Raw genomic sequence first — 21,512 nt, forward strand, 5'->3', positions numbered from 1 at the left:
GCGCATTCACTGCCCTGCGCCGGGCCCGCCCGGTCTCCGAGCGACGGCCCCGCGCCGCAACTGAATTCGCGACCGTGGTTCCAGCCGCGCGACAAACGCCGTCACGCGTTCCGCATGCTTCGTCACGGCAACCGGAACGTGTCGAAGAATGTATCGCGCTCCATCACGGTGAGCGCCGCGCGCTTGTGCGGGAAGTCGAACTCCTTCAGCGTGTAGAACCCGAGCCGGTGCATGTACGCGATATGCCGCACGTGATCGACGCGCGGCTCGCCGACGAGCCGCTGCGTGCGCGGTTCGTCGACGAACATGTAGTGCAGCACCCCGCTCCACCACGCATGCAGCTTGCCCGCGCTCTGGAAGCGTGAATCGCCGATCAGCAGATGCAGCCCGCGATCGTGGTCGTGCGCGTCGTAGAACGGTGCGAGGCGGTCCTCCTTCGCCCAGTAGAACTCGAAATAGCCGAACGGCGTATCGTCGAAATAGCCGATCATCGGATGCATGTGCGGATCGGCGAGCCGCTCCGCGAGATAGGCGGCGTGCTCGTCGAGCGTGCCGCGCTGGTCCCAGAAATGCGCGACGCGATCGAGGTTCATCCAGTCGCTGAATAACTGCGCATGCGCATCGATGTCGACGGTGCGCAGGCTGAACGTCATCCCGACCTGCGGCATGTGGCGCGCATAGATCTCGCCGGCCGGCGACGGCGGCCGCACCGGATGCCGGTGGCCGTTCGTGATCGTGTAGCGCAGCGGCATCCCGCCCGACGCGGGCACCTTCAGCCAGGGCCGAGGGTTCTGCCAGAACGTCGCGCGCGATGCGGTGAGGCGCAGGCGGTCGCCCACGATCCGTGCATCGTCGATCACGCCGTCGCGCACCGCGCGCGCGACGTACGACGCGATAGCCGCCGGATCGGCGCCGCCGTGCGGCACCGACACCGTCGCCGCATCGTGCCGCGTGTCCGTGTTGAACAGCGCGACGAACTCCGCCAGCAACGCGGCCGGCGCATCGTCGGGCCGCCACGCGTCGAGCGTGCGCTCGGCGGCGGGCGACTCCTGCCCGTGCGCGGCGCCGTCGAGTGCCGCGGCCACCTCGCCTTCGACGGCGTCCGCTTCCTTGTCGGCCGGTTTCGTCAGCGTGTCTTCCATCACAGTGCTCCCGCGTCGTGGCGATCGGCGAGGATATGCAGCCCCCGCTCGAGCGCCGGAAACAGGCTGCGCTGGAAGTTGTTCCAGCGCAGTTCGAGAATCGTGTCGTCCGGCGCGATCGGCGTGTCGAGCACGTCGCAGATCACTTCACCGGAATCGATGCCGTTGTCGACGTAGTGCAACGATGCGCCCGTCATCGTCACGGGTTCGACGCGCGAGGTCGCGCCGCTCGCCCAGTCGACCCGTTCGCCGCGCGCGCCGTGCAGCGCGTCGAGCGTCGCCCACGCGCCGCGCCGCTGGTACGGCGAATCGTCGGCCGTGATGCCGGGGTGGATGTTCGCGATGCGACGATGAAAACGCGCGCCGGGACGCACGAGCTCGTCGAGGATCACGAGCAGCCCGTCGAGCACGACCACGTCGGCGTCGAGTTCGAGCAGGCGTTCGAGCAGGCGGCGCTCGAACGCCTGCTTGCCCGTCACGCGCTCGCGCGAATCGCGCGGCAACCGGCGGTACGTCGACGCAATCGTGCAGAACAGTTCGTCGACCGGCCTGCCCTGCACGGTCAGCCCGTCGGGCAGGATCCACGGGCGGCCGGGCGTGCGTGCGAAGCCGTAGTCGGCAACCTTCGCGCGATCGGCCGGCGAGCCTTCGTCGTCGTCGACGATCACGCCCTGGAGCGCATAGCGTTCGCCGAGCGGCGAGTCGTTCAGACGCTCGACGAGGAATTCGAGCGGCGCCTTCATGTAGCGCGTGCCGCCCTGGTAAGCGACCGGCTGGCCGGCGCGATCGGCCGCGCCGTTGCGCAGCGACTGGATGTAGACGAGATTTTTCTTCGGCATGGAGGCGTCGTGAAAAAAGCGGACGACGGCGCCGCGGCCCGCCCGCGCCGGCCCGAAGGCCGGCCGGCGCGCCACGGCGCGCGGCGTCACCAGTTGTATTTCGCGGTGGCGATCACCGTGCGGTCGGTCCCGAAAACGCAGACGCTCGTCGACTGGCAACCGCTGATGTAATGGCGGTTGAACAGGTTCGTCCCGTTCACGGCAAAGCGCCAGTTGCGCGTGTCGTAATGCACGCCCGCGTCGAACAGCGTGTAGCTCGATACCGTCAGCGAGTTGTCCGCCGCACCGGCCGACGCACTCTGGTAGCGCACGCCGCCGCCCAGGCCGAAGCCCGTGAGCGGCCCCGTGTGCCACGTCCAGTCCGCCCACAGCGACGCCATCTGGCGCGGCCGCGGAATGTCGACCGGCCAGTTGTTCAGCGACGCGTCGTTGGCCTTCACGTTCTTCACGTCCTGGTAGACGTAGGACGCGATCAGCGACAGGTTCCGCGTGAGCTTGCCGGTCGCGTTCAGCTCGATCCCGCGCGAACGCACTTCACCGGTCTGGACCAAGGTCGTGCCGGACGGATCGAGATTGAGCGGCGTCGCCGTGAGCACGTTGGTCTGGTTGATCTGGTAGATCGCCGCGCTCAGCATCAGGTTCTTGCCGGGCGGCTGCCAGCGCAGGCCGGCCTCGATCTGCTTGCCGCGCGTCGACTGCGGCAGCCCGCCGCCGTACAGGTTCACGCCGATCAGCGGGTTGAACGACGTCGCGTAGCTGACGTACGGCGACAGCCCGTAGTCGCCCTGGTACGTGAGGCCCACGCGGCCGGTGAACGCCGTGACGTCGGCCTTCGACTGCGTGCCGCCCGCGCGGTCGTCCATCCGCTGGTTGACCCAGTCCTCGCGGCCGCCGAGCGTCAGCGTCCAGCGGTTCCACTTGACCTGGTCCTGCACGTACAGCCCGAACGTGTTCATCGTCGTGTACGTGTTGGTGCGATACGTGGTGTTCGGCGGCGAGAACACGGACAGCGTGACCGGCGTGTAGACCGGGTTGTAGATGTTCAGCGTCGGCGCGGCGGCCAGCCATTCGCTGTCGGTCGCGGTCTGCCGGTTGTACTGGAAGCCGAGCAGCAGCGTGTGCTCGAGCGGCCCCGTGCCGAAGCGGCCCTGCAGGTTGTTGTCGATGTCGAAGCGGCTGTAGTTCGTCTGGAACACGCCGGCCCAGCGGTTGATGTCGGTCAGGCTGCCGTCGGCGAAGCCCGCGCCGAACACCGAGCCGTTGTCGAGCGACAGGTGCATCCAGCGCACGTTCTGGCGGAACGTCCACATCGGGTTCAGGTTCCGCTCGAACTGGTAGCCGAGCGACCACTGCTTCTTGCGGTAGTAGTTGAAATTCGGGTCGCCGCCGTAGACGTCCTTGTCGAGCTGCCCGTTCGGGTTCGGCAGCACCGTGCCTTGCGCCGGCAGGAAGTTCGACGAGATATCGCCCCAGTCCTGCAGGTACGTGGCGGACAGCGTCAGCGACGTATCCGCGTCCGGGCGCCAGCGGAACGACGGCGCGAGCGCGACGCGCTGGTCGTTGTTCGGGCCGGTCAGCGCGTTGCCGTCGCGGGCGACGCCGACGAACCGGTACGCGTACTTGCCGTCCGCGTCGAGCTTGTCGCCGACGTCGATCATGAACTGCTTGCGCGCGTAGTTGCCGAACTGCACGCCGGCTTCGCGCACGCGCTCGCCGTCGGCCGTCTTGGTCTGCACGTCGATGATCGCGCCCGGGTCGCCGGCGCCGTACAGCACCGACGTCGGCCCGCGCAGCACGGTGATGCTGTCGATCATGTACGGATCGACGCGCCAGCTCGACAGGTTCAGCGTGTTCGGCACCTGCAGGCCGTTCACGTACGCGGTCGGCGTGAAGCCGCGCAGCGCCGCGTACCAGTCGGAGCGGTTGTCCGAGCCGTACGACGAGAAGCCCGGCACGTAGCGCAGCGCCGCGTTCACGTCGGTCGCGCCGGTCATCTCGATCTGCTGCGCGGTGACGACGTTGATCGTCTGCGGAATCTCGTTCAGCGCGGTATCGGTCTTGGTGCCGGTCCTGCTGCGCTTCGCGACGAGCCCGACCGTGCCGTCGCCTTCCGAGCCCGCGTTGACGTTGATCGCCGGCAGCGTGCCGGACGTCGAGCCGTTCTGCGCGCCGGCCGATGCGCCGACCGCCACACCGTTCTGCGCATTGCCGCCCGACGCCGCGGCGCCTGCGTTCACGGCTGGCGCCGTCTGGGCATATGCGTGCCCTGCCGCCATCCCGAACGCCACGCTCGCCGCGGCTGCGATCGCACGCACACGCGTGCCTGTTGCCCACTCCATCTTTCTCTGCTCCACTTTTTTGATGCGGTCTCCGACCGCGCCTTTGTCAAAGAGCGAAAGCCATGCGGCCCGCGCTCGCCCCGTCTTGATGTCGTTGTTCATGCAGTGCCCGGGCCGCGCCATCGTCATGGGCGGGCGCGATCCCTTCCTCGAGCGACGCGCAGATCTCGTCCGCGCGGCGCGCCAGGACCGACAGCAGCGTGTCGGACAGGCCGTGGCTGTCTTCGCAGCAGCCTTGCAGGTAGATGCGCGGCGCGAAGTGCGCGGGCGTCGCGAGCAGGTAGTCGCGCGTGACGTCGCCGCGCGTGAGCGCATCGCCCAGATGCGGCGCGAGCCCTTCGAGCAGCGCCGAATGCGTATCGCGCCGGTAGCCGGTCGCGAGCACGAGCGCGTCGAACCGTTCGACGCGCGTCGCGCCGTTCAACCGGTCGCGCAGCGTCAGCTCGATGCGGCCGTCGCCGGCGCGCACCGCGGCCTCGATCGCGCTGTTCGCGAGCAGCGCATGGCGCGGCGTGCCGTCGATGCGCTGCAGGTACAGCATTTCGTAGATCTGCTCGATCAGCGGCCGATCGACCACCGCGTAGTTGGTGTCGCGATAGCGCTCGAGCAGCGCGCGGCGCGCGTCGTGCGGCTGCGCATAGACGACGTCGGTGAATTCGGGGCTGAAGATCTCGTTGACGAACGGGCTGTCGTCGGCCGGTTTCAATGCGCCCGCGCGCATCACGAGGCTCGCGTCGACGTGCGGGAAACGGCGCGCGAGGTCGATGAACACCTCGGCCGCGCTCTGCCCCGCGCCGATCACCGCGACGCGGCGGCGCTCGCCGTCCGGCGCGGCGACCAGCCGGTCGATGTCGGTCAGGTACGACGACGAATGGATCACGCGATCGCGGCTGAGCGCGGCGAACGCGTCCGGCACCGCCGGCGTGCCGCCGACGCCGACCGACAGCGCACGCGTCACGCGCTTGCGCTCGCGGCCGGCCGCGTCGCGCGACAGCACGCGCAGCGCGTCGATCCGCGCGCCGTCGCCGCGCACGGGCTCGATCGCCGTGACGGTTTCGTTGTAATGGACGTGCTCGTCGAATGCGTCGGCGACCCAGCTCAGGTAGTCGTGGAATTCGACGCGAGTCGGATAGAAGTTCTTCAGGTTGACGAATTCGTTCAGCCGGCCGCGTTCGAACAGGTAGTTGATGAACGTGTAGCGGCTTTTCGGATCGCGCATCGTGACGAGATCCTTCAGAAACGAGATCTGCATCCGGCAGTCGTCGAGCAGCATGCCGCGATGCCAGCCGAATTCCGGCTGGCGTTCGACGAAGCAATGCGCGAACGGACGCGTGCCGTTGCGTTCCGCGAGGCGCACGGCCAGCGCCAGGTTCGACGGCCCGAAGCCGACGCCGATCAGGTCGAATACGGTTTCTCTCTGCATGTCTCTCAGCTCCCTTGTCGGTGAATCCGGCCCGTCAGACGTGACGGCCGGAGAAGAAGGTCTCGCGCAGCGTGCGCATCCACAACGGCTGCCCGTCGGCGAGCGCCAGGCGGCGCTGCCGCGCGAAGCCGTGCCGCGCGAGGGTGTCGACGACCCGCGCGCGGCCGGCCGGGACCGCGCAGCCGACCGCTTCGGTGCGCGCATCGTCGAGGAACAGGTAATGCACGACCGACGGCAGCCAGCCCGCCACGCAATGCGGGCCGCGCCAGCGCGATGCGCCGACCAGCATCCGCAGCCCGCGGTCGTAATCGCGCGCGCCGACGTGCGGCGCGAGCGGGTCTTCCTTCAGCCAGAACGCCTCGACGTACGCGAACGGTTCGCCGTCGAAGCAGCAGACGAGCGGGCTCACGTGCGGATCGGCATCGGGCGCCGTGCCGTCCACGCCGGGTTGCGTGCCCGGCCAGCCGTCGCGCACGCGCGGCTCGTCGAACCAGTGCGCCAGGCGCGCGGCGTCCTCGCCCGGCTGCCAGCCGCGCAGCGTGAAGCGCACGCCGAGTGCAGGCAGGTCGCGTGCATACACGTCGCCGCGCGGCGCGGGCGGACGGCGCGGATGCCGCCGGCCGTCGGTCAGCATCGGCAGCGTCGCGCATGGCAGCGGCGTGCCGACGCGCCACAGATCGGCCTGCTGCGCCCAGCCTTCGCGCATGCACAGACCGCCGTCGGCGAGCACGCCGCTCGCGCGCAGCGCGTCGAGCGCGACCGCCGGCCACGCGGCCGGGTCGAGCCGGATCGCCGCACGGCGCGCGTCGTCCGAAAACGCGGCGGCGAGCGCGGCCAGCAACGCGCGACGCTGGTCGCCCGGCGCCGCGCGATGGTTGTATGCGACGAGGCGCAGCGTGCCGTCGTCCGCGAGCTGCGCGCGCAGCAACTGCGCGCCGATGCCGTCGCCCTGCGCGACGCGGATCTCCGCGTCGTCGCGCGCGGCGAACAGGCCGTCCGCGAACGCGAGGCGGCACGTGTCCGGCATCGTGAATCCGTCCGGACGCACTTCAGCCAGCATCGCGCACCTCCTGTTCCGTTTCGGCCGACACATCGAGATGCGCACCGAGCGCCGCGAGCGTCGGCGACGCGAATACGTCGGCCACCGTCAGCGCGTGCCCGGCGCGGCCGGCCGCGTCGACGAAGCGCACGACGTCGAACGACGTCGCGCCGGCTTCGAACAGATCGGCATCGGGCGCGGGCGCGGCCGTCGCGAACGTGTCCGACCACAGCGCGGCGAGCGCGGCTGCGGCGTCCGGCGCGCGCGATGCCGCCGTGACGCGCGTCGCCGCGCTGCCGGCCGGTGCGACTGCGACCGCCGCCGACGCGGCGAACAGCGCGTCGGGCGCGCCGAGCGCCGCTTCCGGCGCACCGGCGAAACGCGCGACTTCGTCGTGATAGAGGTCGACGAGCGCATCGACGAAATCGCCGTCGAGCAGTTCGTCCGCGTACGAGAACGCGGCGCTCACGTGGCCGTCCGGATGCTCGACGACATCCAGCTCGAGCGTGAACACGACGCGATGACGCACGTCGTCGAACCCGGCGAGCGACAGGCCGGCCCAATCGCGCGCGGCGGCGCCGGTCGGACGCAGGTAGTTGAACATCACCTGGAACAGCGGATTGGCGTTTGCGGCACGCGGCGCGCGCAGCGCGGCGACGACGTCGGCGAACGGCACATCGGCATGCGCATACGCGGCGAGCGCCGTATCGCGCACCTGCGCGAGCACGTCCGAGCGGCAGGCTGACGTGTCGAGCCGCGTGCGCACGACCACGGAATTGATGAAGAGACCGAGCGCATCGCGCGCGGCGTCGCCCGTCAGCTCGCGCGTCGACGCCAGCACGCCGACCAGCTGATCGGCCGCACCGGTCACGCGGAACAGCGCAGTGTTGAGCGCCGCGTGCAGCAGCATCGGCAGCGTCGCGTGCGCGGCGGACGCCGCGGCGCGCGCGGCACGGATCAGCGATGCGTCGAATTCGAACGCGACGCGCGTCGCACGCCATTGCGGGACGGCCGGCGCGTTTGCGCGCGGCGGCAGTATGGGCGGCGGTAGATCGGCCAGCGCGTCGCGCCAGTACGCGACGCGGGCCGGGTGGCACGGCGCGGGCAGCGCGAGCGACGTGTCGTGAGGCGGTGTCGATACCGCTTCGCCGCGCACGAACGCGACATAGCCTGCACGCACCGCTTCGAGCCACAGCTCGATCGAATCGCCATCCGACACGATGTGATGGATCGTCACCGACAGCACGTGATCGTCCACGTCGAGGCGCAGCAAGCGTGCGCGCCACAGCGGCGCATCGGCCGCGAGATCGAACGGTGCGAGCGCATCGGCGTCGGTCAGCGCCGCCGCGCGGGCGAGCGCGTCGGGCCGTGCCGACAAATCGACGAGCGGCATTTCGACGGAAACGTCTGCATCGATCCGCTGGCCGGGCAGCATGCCGTCGCGCGTGACGAGCCGGGTACGCAGCGCCGGATGAGCGGCCGCCGCAGCCGAGAACGCCGCACGCAGCGCATCGACGTCGAGCGGACCGCGCACGCGCAGCGCGACCGGAATGTTGTACGCGGCGCTGTCCGGCTGCGCGCGCCACAGGAACCACAGGCCGAGCTGCGCGGGCGACAGCGGCCATACGCCGTGCGCATCGGGTTTGACCACCGCGACGCCCGGCGCTGCGGCACCGGCGTGCGCGGCGCGCGGCGCGTCGGCGATCTGGCGCGCGTATTGCGCGAGCACCGGCGCTTCGAACAGCGCGCGCACCGGCACGTCGCGGCCGAGCCGCTCGGCGACGCGCGTCGCGACGCGCACCGCCGCCAGCGAATGGCCGCCGAGTTCGAAGAAGTGATCGCCGCGACCGACGCGCTCGACGTTCAGCACGTCGCGCCAGATCGCCGCGAGCGCGGTTTCGTCGCCGTCGTGCGGCGCTTCGTATGCGCGTTCGACGCGCACCGGCGCCGGCAACCGTGCACGGTCGACCTTGCTGTTCGCGTTGCGCGGCAGCGCGTCGAGCACGATCAGTTGCGCGGGCACCATGTAGTCGGGCAGCGTGCGGCGCAGATGCGCGTCGAGCGTCGCGGCCTCGACCGGTTGCGCGGCCGCCTGCGCGTCGGCGGTCAGTTCGACGTAGGCGACGAGCTGCGCCTGCGCGCCCTGCCCGTGCACGACCGCGCACGCTTCGCGCACCGCATCGTGCGCGGCCAGCTGCGCCTCGATCTCGCCGAGCTCGATGCGCAGCCCGCGCAGCTTCACTTGATGATCGACGCGGCCGATGAAGTCGAACACGCCGTCCGCGCGACGCCGCACGAGGTCGCCCGTGCGGTACAGGCGCGCGCCCGGCGCGCCGTACGGATCGGGCACGAAGCGCTCGGCCGTCAGCGCGGGACGATCGAGATAGCCGCGCGCGACGCCGATCCCCTCGCCGCCCAGGTACAGCTCGCCGATCACGCCGACCGGCAGCGGATGCAGCCGCGCGTCGAGCACGTGCGCGGTGCGCGCGCCGACCAGCGTGCCGATCGGCAGATACGCGGCGTCGCCCAGCTTCGCCAGATCGTCGCCGGGACGGAACATCCACAGCGTCGGCGTGATCACGGTTTCGGTCGGGCCGTAGCCGTTGACCACGCGCACGTTCGGCATGGCGCGGCGCAGCATCGCGAACGCTTCGCGCGACGTGGCTTCGCCGCCGACGGTCAGCGAGCGCAGCGTCGGCGGCGCGCCGTGCGCGAGCGCCCATTCGGCGAGCTGCGCGGCGCAGCCGGGCGGCACGTAGGTCATCGTCACGCCGTCGCGGATCATCATCGCGCAGGTCTGCGCGGGCGGCCACAGCACGTCGGCCGTCACCGACACGGCGGCGCCCGACAAGTATTGCGAAAACCAGCCTTCGTGCGCGCCGTCGAAGTTGACCGACTGGAACAGCAGGAACACGTCGTTCTCGCCCGCGCCGTAGCGCTCGGCGATCGCCACGCAATGCCGCGCGAACGCCGCGTGATCGACGATCACGCCCTTCGGCTTGCCGGTCGAGCCCGACGTGTAGATCGCGTAGGCCGCATGACCTGGCAGCACGTCCGGCAGCGCGACGTCCGCGGCTTCGTCGAGTGCGTCGACTTCGTCCGCGCGCCAGACGCGCAGCGCCGGCAGCTCGGGCAGCGAGGCGGCGCTCGCGCCGTCGGTCAGCACGTGCGCGATGCCCGCATCGCCGACGATCTGCGCGAGGCGTTCGCGCGGATGGGCCGGATCGAGCGGCACGAACGCGGCGCCCGACTTCAGCACCGCGATCAGCGCGACCAGCAGGTCGACCGAGCGCTGCAGCGCGACGCCGACGCGCATTTCAGGCCGCACGCCGACCGCGACGAGGTTGCGTGCGATGCGTGCCGCGCGCGCGTCGACCTCGCCGCGCGTCAGCGCGCGATCGATGTCGGCAACACCGCGTGCGTCGGGCCGCGCCCGCGCATGCGCGGCGATGCGTGCGTGCACGGGGACGAACGGTTCGGCTTCGGCCGCACCCGCCGGCGCGTTCCATGCGAACAGTTGCGCGCGCTCGTCGGCCGGCAGCCAGTCGAGATCGCCGACCGGCACGTCGGGGCGCGCGAGCGCATCGCCGAGCAACGTGACGAAGCGCGCGGCCAGCCGCGCGATCGCGTCGCCGTCGAACAGGTCGAGCGCATGGATGAACGCGGCGTCGAACGTGCCGTCGGGCGTCGCCTCGACGGAAAGCGTCAGGTCGAATTTTGCCGACGGCGTGCCGGACGGCAGCAAGGTTGCCGATGCCGCGCCCAGCGCCGGCAGCGCGCGGCGCTCGCCATACGCGGCCATCACCTGGAACAGCGGATGGTGGCTCGCGCTGCGCGGCACGCCGAGCGCGTCGACGACCTGCTCGAACGGCACGTCCTGGTGCATCTGCGCATCGACGAGCGCGCGCTGCGTACGCGCGACCAGCGACGAGAAATCGCCATGCGCGGGCACGTCGACATCGATCGCGAGCGTGTTGACGAAGAAGCCGATCAGGCCGGCCGTTTCCGCACGTTCGCGGTTCGCGGCCGGCACGCCGACGCAGATCCGCGCATCGCCGGTCGCACGCGCGAGCAGCGCATCGAGCGCTGCAAGCAACACCGCGAACGGCGTCGCGTCCGACGCGGCCTCGAACGCGCGCAGCCGCGCACCGGTGCACGCGTCGAGCGAAAACACGTGACGTGCACCGCGCGCGCTGCGGCGCGCGGGCCGCGCGGCCGCGCCGGGCAGCGTCAGCACGCCGCGCTGCGGGTCGAGCCGCTCGCGCCAGAACGCCAGTTGCCGATCGCGCTCGCCCGCATCGAGCCAGCGGCGCTGCCACAGCGCATAGTCCGCGTACTGGATCGGCAGCGGCGCGAGCGGCACCGGCTCTCCCGACGTATAGGCGCGATAGAACGCCGCGAGTTCGAACAGCATCACGTCCGACGACCAGCCATCCGACACGATGTGATGAACGGTCAGCGCGAGCCAGTGATGCGTCGCGTCGAAGCGGATCAGGTGTGCGCGCACGAGCGGTGCCGCGCCGAGATCGAACGCGTCGGCTTCATCGGCCATTGCGACGCTTTCGGCGCGCGCGACGCGCTGCGCGTCGGGCAACGCTTCGAGATCGGTCTCGCGCCACGGGCAGCGCAGCGGCGGATGGATCGTCTGCGCGACGCCGTCCTCCGTTTCGTCGAAGGTCGTGCGCAGCGCTTCATGGCGCGCGATCAGCGCATCGCACGCGAGCCGCAGCGCATGCGCGTCGAGCGGGCCCGTCAGCGCGAGCCGTTCGGTGATGTGATAGGCGTCCGGCGCGTCGATCAAGCGCGCGTGCAGCCACAGCCGCGTCTGCGCGAACGATGCCGGCACGCGCTCGGAGCGCGGCGCGCGCGGCGGGATCGGCAGCATGCGGAAATCGATGCCGGCCGCGCCGAGCTTGTCGATGAACACCGCGCGCTGCGCGTCGGGCAATTGCGCGAAGCGCGTCGCGAGCGCGAGCCAGTCGGGTTGAGCCTTCGTCATCCGTCGTCCTTATTGGGTTTCCAGTTCGCCGAGCAGCGCATCGATCGCGCTCGCCACGTCGGTCTCGCCGCGTGCCGCGCAGGCCGCGTCGATCGCGTCCGCGCAGCGTGCGAGCGTGCGGGTGTCGAACAGCGTGCGCAGCGGCAGCGCGAGGCCCCAGTGCAGGTTCGCCTGCGCATGCGCTTGCGTCGCGAGCAGCGAGTGGCCGCCGAGCTGGAAGAAATCGTCGTCGCGGCCGATCGCGTCCACGTGCAGCACGCGCTGCCAGATCGCCGCGAGCGCGCGCTGCGTGTCGGTCGCGAGTTCGACGGCCGCGGCCGCTTCGCGCACCGGCGCGGGCAGCGCATGGCGGTCGCACTTGCCGTTCGGCGTGACCGGCAGCGCGTCGAGTTCGATCAGCTGCGACGGCACCATGTAGGCCGGCAACTGTGCGCGCAGCGAATCCAGCAAGGCGGCACGGTCGAGCGGCCCCGCGTCGCCACGTGCGATATAGCCGATCAGCTGCGCGTCGCGCACGATCACGACCGCGTCATGCACGCCGGGTGCCGCGCGCAGCAGCGCCTCGATCTCGCCCGGCTCGATCCGCTGGCCGCGCAGCTTCACCTGGGTGTCGACGCGGCCGAGGTAGTCGAGCGCGCCATCGGCTCGACGCCGTGCGAGGTCGCCGGTGCGATACATGCGGGCGCCCGGCACGAACGGATCGGGCACGAAACGCTCGGCCGTCAGCCCCGGGCGGCCGAGATAGCCGCGCGCGAGGCCCGCGCCCGCCAGATACAGTTCGCCGGTCGCGCCGGCCGGCACGGGCTGCCAGGCCGCATCGAGCACGTGCAGCTGCAGGTTCGCGATCGGATGGCCGATCGGCACCGCGACGGCGCTGGCGTCGTCGGGGCCACAGGTCCAGTGCGACACGTCGATGGCGGCTTCCGTCGGCCCGTACAGGTTCACGAGCGTCGCGTTCGGCACGAGGCGCGCGACCTTCGCGACGAGTTCGGGCGCGAGCGCCTCGCCGCTCGCGACGATCAGGCGCACGCTGTCGCATTGCGCGGCGGCGGAAAAATCGTCGAGATACGCGGCGAACGCGGCCAGCATCGACGGCACGAAGTGCAGCACCGTCACGCCGTGCGCATGGATCGCCGCCGCGAGGCGGGCCGGATCGCGGTGGTCGCCGGGCGCGGCGATCGCGAGCCTCGCGCCGGTCGCGAGCGGCCACACGAATTCCCACACCGACACGTCGAAGCCGAACGGCGTCTTGTGCAGCACGACGTCGTCGCGCGTCAACCGGTACGCGTGCTGCATCCACGCGATGCGGTTCGCGAGCGCGCCGTGCGAGTTGCCGGCGCCCTTCGGCTTGCCGGTCGAGCCGGACGTATAGATCAGGTAGGCGAGCTGTGCATCGTCGATGTCGGTTGCACAGTCGGCGGCGACGTCGTCCACTTCGCCCGCCTCGTCCTCGAGCAGATCGGCCACCGTCAGCAGTTGCGTCGTCGCGTCGTCGCCGAGCGCGGCCTCGACCTGCGCGCGCAGATGCGCCTGCGTGATCGCGACCGCGGGCCGCGCGTCGCGCAGCAGGTACGCGATGCGCTCGGCCGGATAGTCGGGATCGACCGGCAGGTACGCGGCGCCGGCCTTCAGCACGCCGACGAGCGCCGTCACCATGTCGAACGAACGCTCGACGCACAGCGCAACCGGCGTGTCCGGCCGCACGCCGCGCCGGCGCAATGCGGCGGCGACGCGCGTCGTGTTCAGGTCGAGCTCGCGATAGGTCGCGCGCTGCACGCCACCGTGCGCATCCGCGTATTCGAGCGCGATCGCGTCGGGCGTCGCCCGCGCGGCGGCCGCGAATTGCAGATGCAGCGGTTGGCGTTGCGCGTCCGACCACGTCCGCGCGGTGTCCTGCGCGCGCGCCAGTGCGTCGCGCGTCGCGTCGTCGGCGATCGACAGCGTGCCGAGCAGCGCGTCCGGCGTGCGGGCCAGCGCATCGAGCGCGCACGCGAACGCGCGGTGCCAGCGTTCGACCTGGTGCGTATCCACGCGCGCGGTGTCGTAGCCGTAGTCGATCGTCAGTTCGGCGCCGCTCTCGATCACGAGCGTCAGCGCGAAGTCGGTCGACTCGATGCTGCGCACGCCGCTCAGTGTGAGCGCGCGCGGATCGGCGTCGCGCGCCGTGTCGTCGACGGGATAGTTCTCGAACACGACGAGCGTGTCGAACAGTGCGCCGCCGGCGCCGCGTGCCCAGCGCTGGATGTCGGCGAGCGGCGTGTGCGCATGCTCGGCCGCAGCTGCGTTTTCGCGCTGCAGCGTCTGCAGCCAGTCGGCCGCGCATTGTTGCGGCGCGGGTGCGGTGATAACGGGCAGCGTGTTGATGAAGAGGCCGAGCACCGTGTCGACGTCCGCGAGCGCATCGGGACGGCCCGCGACGGTCGCGCCGAACGCGACGGCCGGCTGGTGCGTCATGCGCTGCAGCGCGAGCGCCCAGGCGCCCTGCACCAGCGTGTTGACGGTCAGCTTCAGCGCACGCGCCGTTTGCGCGACACGCGTCGTCGCAGCCGCGTCGATCGTCGCGCGCCACGTGACCATCTGCGCATCCGCGCGGTCGGCCGCGCGCTCGGCGATCAATGTCGGCGCGTCGAGACGCGCAAGCCGCCCGGTCCAGAAGCGCTCGTCGGCCTCGCGGTCGCGCGTGCCGAGCCACGCGATGAAGTCGCGATAGCGCAGCGCCGGGCGGCTCGCGAACGGCGACACCGCGTCGGGGTCGCGATAGTCGCGCAGCACGTCGGCAAGCAGGCGCGCCGTGCTCCACCCGTCGAGCAGCACGTGGTGGCGCGTCCACACGACGCGCCACGCGTCGTCCGTCACGCGGATCAGCGTGAGCCGCATCAGCGGCGGCTCGCGCCAGTCGAAGCCGCGGGCGCGGTCGGCCGCGAGCCACGCGTCGAAATCGGTGTCCAGCGTGTCGCCGCGCATGCGCCAGTCGAGCTGTTCGACCGGCATCCGCGCATGGCGATGCACGCATTGCAGCGGTGCGGCCTCGTCGGGCATCACGCTGGTGCGCAGGATGTCGTGGCGTGCGATGGACGCGGCGAACGCGGCCGCGAGCCGGTCAGCATCGAGCGCCGTCGCGGTCGCGACGAGCTGGTTCACGTAGCTTGCATGACCCGGCGCGAACAGCGCATGGAACAGGATCCCCTGCTGCATCGGCGACAGCGGATACACGTCGTCGATCGTGCGCCAGTCGAGCGGCGCGCGCTCGATCGCGGCCTGCGTGAGGCCGGCGGCCCGTGCGAGCGGAAAATCGCCCGGCGTCGCACCGCCGCCGCGATGCGCGACACGCGCTGTGCATGCGTCGGCGAGTTCGCGCAGCGCGGCGGCAAAGCGATCCGCGAATGCATCGATCGTCGCGCGCGCGAACTGCGGCGCGCCGTAAACCCAGTGAACCTTCAGCGTGCGTGCGCCGTCGCGGTCGGTATCGAGGTAGGCGTGAATCGCGAGCGTGTTGCCGAGCGGCCCTTGCGGGTCGCGCTCGATGCCGGTGCCGCCGAAGCGCGGCACGAGCGTCGCGTCGCGCGGTGCGTCGAACTGGCCGAGATAGTTGAATGTGACGCGCGGACGCGGCACGGCGGCCAGCGCCGCACGCGTCGCCGCGTCGCCATAGTGCGCGAGCACGCCGAAACCGAGCCCCTTGTGCGGCACCGCGCGCAGCGTGTCCTTGACGGCGCACAGCGTGTCGCGCGCGGTGGCTTCGACGGGCAGCGTGACCGGATAGTGGCTCGTCAGCCAGCCGATCGTGCGGCTCGCGTCCGCATCGTCGAACAGCGCCTCGCGGCCATGCCCCTCGAGTTCGACGCGGCACGACGCGGCGCCGCTGGCGCCGGCCAGCGCCAGCGCGAGCGCCGCGCCCAGCAGTTCGATCGTCTGCGTGCGATACGCGGCGTGCGCGTCGGTCAGCGCGGCGCGGGTCAGCGCCGCGTCGATCGTCTGCACGACGACAGCCGCGTCGGCATTCGTCGCCGGTGCGTCGGGATGATCCGGCACGAGATCGTCGCCCTCTGCCATGCCGGCCCAGTAGGCCGTTTCGGCGGCGAACGGCGATGCCGGATCCGTCGCGGCACGTGAGAGGCGCGCGGCCCAGGCATCCGCACGCAAACCCGGCTGGGACAGGCGCACCGGCGTGCGTTCGCATGCGGCGCGATACGCGGCGTCCAGGTCGTCGAGCAGGATGCGCCACGACACGCCGTCGACGATCGCGTGATGAATCGCCAGATACAGCCGCGTCGCGCCGTCCGGCAGCCGCGCCGCACATGCGCACGCGAGCGGCCCGCGGCCGAGATCGAGGCGGCGCTGCAAGGCGTCGAAGCGCGCCAGCGCATCGGCTTCGTCGCGCGCGGAGACCTCGACGAACGGAAGCGCGTCGTACGGTTTCGCCGCATCGCTCGCGTGCCAGTGGCCGTCCGCGTCGCGTGCGAAGCGCTGGCGGAACGCGTCGTGATGCGTCAGCAGTGCGTCGAATGCACGTGCGAACGCATCGGCGTCGAACGGGCCGCGCACGTCGAATGCGACCGACTGGTTCCAGTGGCCCGGATGCGGCACGTCGAGCGCGAAGAAGCGTTGCTGTGCCGGCGTCAGGATCGCCGCTGCGGCAGCCGTTGCGGCCTGAGCCGGCGCCGATGTCGATGCCGACGGCGCGGCGGCGACGTCCCCAGTTTTCGCGATGCGCGCGAGTTCGGCGACCGTCGGTCCGTCGAACAGCTGCTTCGGCGTGAAGCGCACGCCGCGCTTGCGGGCGCGTGCGATCACCTGCAGAACCAGAATCGAATCGCCGCCGAGCTCGAAGAAGTTGTCGTCGCGGCCGACGTGCGGCGCCTTCAGCAACGCCTGCCAGACTTCGGCGAGCGCCGTTTCGACCGGGCCCTGCGGCGCGTCGCCGGCGGCAACCGCCACCGGCGCGGCGGCCAGTTCGCGCAGCGCCGCGCGATCGATCTTGCCGTTCGCGGTCACCGGCAGGCGCGCGAGCGCGACGAACTGCGCGGGCACCATGTAGTCGGGCAGCGTCGCGCCGAGTGCCGCGCGCAGGGCGGGCTCGTCGAATGCCGCGCCGTCGCGCATCACGACGAACGTCGCGAGCCGCAGGCGGGCGTCGTGCTCGATCGCGAGCGTCTCGGCCTGCGCGATCGGGCCGGTCGCGCGTACCGCCGCGCTCACCTCGCCCGGTTCCACGCGATAGCCGCGAATCTTCACCTGGTCGTCGATGCGGCCGAGGAACGCGAGACGGCCGTCCGCGCGCAGGCGCACGCGGTCGCCGGTGCGATACAGGCGCGCACCGGGTGTGAACGGATCGGGCACGAAGCGCTCGGCGGTCTGCGCCGGTCGGTTCAGGTAGCCGCGCGCCACGCCCGGCCCGCCCAGATACAGCTCGCCCGTCGCACCGGCCGGCACGCACGCGCCGAATGCGTCGAGCACCAGCGCGCGCGCATTCGGCAGCGGCAGGCCCAGCGGCACGCCGCTCACGGGATCGCGCGCATCGGCGCCGATCGACGCGGTGTCGCACGCGATCGCGCCGACGGTCGCTTCGGTCGGCCCGTAATGGTTGATCACGCGGCAGGCCGGCGCGAGCGCGGCCAGGCGCGCGACGAGCGCCCACGTCAGCGTTTCGCCGCCGGTCACGAGCGCGTGGCGCGGCAGCACGTCGGCCGGCACGCGCGCGTCGAGCAGCGCCTGCAGGTGGCTCGGCACGATCTTCAGCACGCCGACGTCGCGGCGGCGCATCTCGTGTGCGAACAGGTCCGGATCGAACGCGCACGCGGCCGGCAGCAGGTGCAGCGTGCGGCCCGCGCACAGCGCGCCGAACAGCGTCGTGTGGCCGAGGTCGGCGGCGACGGTCGACACCATCGCGAACGACGCGTCCGGTGCGAACGCGAGTTCGTCGAGCATCCCCTGCACGTAGTCGGCCAGTGCGCCGTGCGACACGACGACGCCCTTCGGCGTGCCGGTCGAACCCGACGTATAGATCAGATAGGCGCCCTGTCCGGGATGCGGCGCGACGCGTACGCCGGCCGCATGCGCGAGCGTCACGTCCTGTGCGAGCGCGTCGACATCGAGCGGCTGCGCGGCATTGCCGGCCGGCCACGCGGCCACATCCCGACCCTGCGCAACGAGCGCCCAGCGCGCGCCGCAATCGGCGGCCGCGGCCGCGACGCGTGCGGCCGGCTGAGCCGGGTCGAGCAGCACGGCCAGCGCGCCGGCTTTCAGCGCGCCGAGCAAACCGACGACGAAGCGGACCGAACGCTCGATGCAGACGATGACGGGTGCTTCTGCCGTCGCGCCGCGCAGCTTCAGCGCATGCGCGATGCGGTTCGACGCATCGTCGAGCTCGGCGAACGTCAGCGACGCCGACGCATCGGCGAGCGCGACGCGATGGGGATACGCGGCAGCCTGCCGCGCGAAGGCGGCGACGATGTCGGCGTGTTCGACGTTCAGCGCGCGGCCGTCGCGCGGCTGGCGCGACACCGGCGACGCATCGCACGGCAGCGCGGCTGTCATGCGATGCGGTTCATGCGCGGCGGACGCGACGAGCGCCGCATAGCTGTCGAGCCACGCGCGCGCGGTGTCGGCATCGATGCAGTCGGTCGCATAGGCGGCGACCAGTTCGATGCCGTGCGTGTCGTCGGTGAAATCCAGCGCGAAGTCGAAGCGCGCGGCGAGATCGGGCCCCGGCGTCGCAACCGCGGTCGCGCCCGGCAGCACGCTGTCGTGCCGCGCATCGAACTGCTGCGCGAATTTCACGCGCAGCCATTCGTCGCCGCGCTTGACGGGCGGCTTCACCGCATCGACGACGCGCTCGAACGGCACGTCCTGGTGCGCGACCGCATCGAGCGCCGCCGTGCGTGCCGCGTCGACCAGCGCGCGGAACGGCAGCGTCGGCGCCACCCGCACGCGCAGCGCGACCGTATTCAGGAACAGCCCGAGCAGCGCACGCGTTTCCGGGCGCTGGCGATGCGCGACCGGCACCGCGACGACCACGTCGGTCTCGCCGGTCACGCGCGACAGCCATGCGTCGAGCGCGGCCAGCAGCACCGTGAAGACCGTGGCCTGTGCGTCGCGCGCGAGACGCCGGACGTCGGCAGCGACCGCGTCGGGCAGGCGGACCGACACGCGTGCGCCCTGCAGCGTGCGCGTCGCGCCGGGCTGGCGGTCGACCGGCAGTGCGAGCGGGCGCGGCACGTCGCGCAACGCGCCGCGCCAGTAGTCGAGCTGACGCTCGCCTTCGCCGCCGGCGAGCATGTCGCGCTGCCAGTCCGCATAGTCGGCGTACTGGATCGGCAGTGCCGGCAACGACGGTTCGCGGCCTTGCGCATACGCGCGGTACGCGGCCGACAGCTCGTCGAATGCGCAGCGCGAGCTCCAGCCGTCGGTGATCGCATGATGCGCGGTGAGCAGCAGCCGGTGGCGGTCGTCGGCGAGCGCGACGAGCGTCGCGCGCAGCAGCGGCCCGTTCGACAGATCGAACGGCGTGCCGGCGTCGCGCTCGGCGAGGCGCGCGGCTTCCGCGTCGCGCGCGGCCGGCGGCTGGTCGCGCAAGTCGAGCGTCGCGATCGTGACCGGCAAGCGGGCATGGATGCGCTGCATCACGATGCCGTCGTCGTTGTCGACGAGGGTCGTGCGCCACGCGTCGTGCCGCTCGATCACGTGATCGAGCGCGCGCTGCAATGCGGCGCGGTCGAGCACGCCGTCGATCGTCCAGTGCGCGGCGATGTGATACGCGGCGCTGGCGTCGCGCGTTTGCGCGAGCACCCAGAAGCGCTGCTGTGCGAGCGATGCGGCGCGATCGACGTACGGGGCGCTCGATGCGGCGGAATCGGCCGGCGCGCGGCGCGCGGCAATCGCGGCCAGCGGCGCGCCCGTTTCGCGTTCCGCGCGATCGACGTGCGCGGCCAGCTCCGCCAGCGCCGGATCGGCGAACAGCGTGTCGAGCCGCAGGTTCACGCGCAACGCGGCGCGGATCGCGGCCTGCAGTTGCATCGCGGCGAGCGAATCGGCGCCCAGCACGAAGAAGCGGTCGTCGCGCGACGGCGTCGCGTCGAGGCCGAGCAGCGTTTGCCAGAGGCCGGCGATCTGCTGCTCGGTCGGCGTGCGCGGGGCGTCGCCCGCGGGCCGTTCGGTGTCGCGAGCGGCGGCGATGCGCTCGCGTAGCGCGGCGCGGTCGATCTTGCCGTTCAGCGTGTACGGCAGCACATCGCAGCGCACGAACCGGTGCGGCTGCCACGCGGCGGGCAACTGCGCGCCCACGTGCGCCTTCAGCGCCGCATCGTCGACGGCCGCGCGCAGCGCGACGCACGCGATCAGCCGCGTCGGCCCGTTGCCGGTTTCGGCGATCACGGCCGCGTCGGCCACCGCCGGATGCGCGCGCAAGCACGCGGCGATTTCCGCGGGCTCCACACGCACGCCGCGCACCTGGACCTGGTCGTCGAGACGGCCGAGATAATCGAACGCGCCATCGGCACGCAGACGAGCGAGGTCGCCGGTGCGGTACACGCGGGCACCGGGTTCGCCGTGCGCATCGGGAATGAAGCGTTCGGCCGTCAGCGCCGGGCGGCCGTGATAGCCGCGCGCGAGACATACGCCGCCGAGCAGCAGCTCGCCGCCCTCGCCCGGTTCGCCGGACTCGCCGCCATCGATGCGCGCGACGCGCGGGCCGATCGCGCGACCGATCGGCAGCGACGCATACGCATCGTCGTCGGCCAGCACCGGCATTTCGCCCGGCTCGACCGGCCACAGCATCGGGGAGATCACAGCCTCGGTCGGCCCGTAGCCGTTGATCAGGCGAACCGACGGGAACGTGCGGCGCACGAATTCGAATGCCTGTTGCGGCAGCGCCTCGCCGCCGAACGCGAGCACGCGCAATGCCGGCGGCACGCCGTCGCGCGCGGCGACGGCCGCGAATTCGCGCAGATACGCGGGCGGAAACGCGGCGACGCTGACGGATTCACTCACCATCAGCGCATGCGCGGCATCCGGCGCGAACGGTTGCGGCGGCGCAATCGTCACGCTCGCGCCGACCGCGAGCGGCGCGAGCCAGCATTCGTGCGCCGCGTCGAAATTGACCGACGCGAAATGCAGCAGGCGGTCGCCGCCCTCGATCGGCAGCGCCGCCGCGAGCGCGTCGCAATGCGCGGCGAGCGGCCCGTGCTCGACGACCACCGCCTTCGGCATGCCGGTCGAGCCCGACGTATAGATCATGTAGGCCGCCGAGCGCGGATGCACCGGTACGTCCTCGTCGTCGACGAAGGCGGCGGCCGCCGCATCCGCGGACATCGCGTCGAACGCGTGTTCGAACGGCGCGCCGAGCGCCGCGCGGCCGGCCGCGTCGACGATCCCGTGGCGCAGTTGCGCATCGCGGACGATCCAGTCCAGACGCGCGGCCGGATGACGCGGGTCGAGCGGCACGAATACGCCGCCCGCCTTCAGCACGGCAAGCAGCGCGACGAACAGCTCGCACGAGCGTTCGACGCAGACGCCCACCCGCACTTCCGCGCCGACACCGGCCGCGCGCAACTGCCGCGCAAGGTACGACGCACGCGCATCGAGCGCGCCGCGCGACAGGCGCAGGTCGTTCTGGAAAGGCGCGGCGAGCGCGGGTGCGTCGGGCGCGCGGCGCGCCAGTTCGCGAATTCGGTGATGCAGCGCAGTCGGGAAACTCGTCATGTGCGTGAAGTCCTTCGGTCCGGCCGCTTCGG

At 71.7% G+C, this 21,512-nt stretch carries 7 protein-coding genes; all 7 read right to left on the reverse strand.

Annotated features, from left to right (window positions below):
• Positions 1–122: 122 nt before the first annotated feature.
• The 7 genes from WS87_RS09750 to WS87_RS09780 all read right to left on the reverse strand — a co-directional run bounded on the left by WS87_RS09750 (position 123) and on the right by WS87_RS09780 (position 21,480).
• The gene (locus tag WS87_RS09750; protein ID WP_059818206.1) at positions 123–1,142 is read right to left on the reverse strand and encodes a GNAT family N-acetyltransferase; all 1,020 of its coding nucleotides are present in this window, start codon (positions 1,140–1,142) and stop codon (positions 123–125) included.
• Positions 1,142–1,981: a formyltransferase family protein gene (locus WS87_RS09755; RefSeq protein WP_059818292.1), complete on the reverse strand. Its 840-nt coding sequence runs from the start codon at positions 1,979–1,981 to the stop codon at positions 1,142–1,144. Before WS87_RS09755 ends, WS87_RS09750 begins: the two co-directional genes overlap by 1 nt.
• Before the next feature lie 86 nt (positions 1,982–2,067).
• Complete coding sequence (locus WS87_RS09760; RefSeq protein WP_059818205.1) at positions 2,068–4,320, reverse strand: TonB-dependent siderophore receptor; 2,253 nt, start codon at positions 4,318–4,320, stop codon at positions 2,068–2,070.
• 46 nt (positions 4,321–4,366) lie between these two features.
• Positions 4,367–5,743, reverse strand: a complete 1,377-nt coding sequence (locus tag WS87_RS09765; protein WP_059818203.1) for a lysine N(6)-hydroxylase/L-ornithine N(5)-oxygenase family protein — start codon at positions 5,741–5,743, stop codon at positions 4,367–4,369.
• 34 nt (positions 5,744–5,777) lie between these two features.
• A complete protein-coding gene (locus WS87_RS09770; protein ID WP_059818202.1) occupies positions 5,778–6,803 on the reverse strand; it encodes a GNAT family N-acetyltransferase in 1,026 nt (341 codons plus the stop codon).
• Complete coding sequence (locus WS87_RS09775) at positions 6,793–11,781, reverse strand: non-ribosomal peptide synthetase (protein WP_059818201.1); 4,989 nt, start codon at positions 11,779–11,781, stop codon at positions 6,793–6,795. Before WS87_RS09775 ends, WS87_RS09770 begins: the two co-directional genes overlap by 11 nt.
• 9 nt (positions 11,782–11,790) lie before the next feature.
• Positions 11,791–21,480 carry a non-ribosomal peptide synthetase gene (locus WS87_RS09780; protein WP_059818290.1) on the reverse strand — a complete coding sequence of 3,230 codons (9,690 nt, stop codon included), beginning with the start codon at positions 21,478–21,480 and terminating at the stop codon, positions 11,791–11,793.
• Between the last annotated feature and the right edge of the window lie 32 nt (positions 21,481–21,512).

The sequence above is a fragment of the Burkholderia sp. MSMB0856 genome (assembly GCF_001524645.2).
In the GTDB taxonomy this organism is placed as follows: domain Bacteria; phylum Pseudomonadota; class Gammaproteobacteria; order Burkholderiales; family Burkholderiaceae; genus Burkholderia; species Burkholderia diffusa.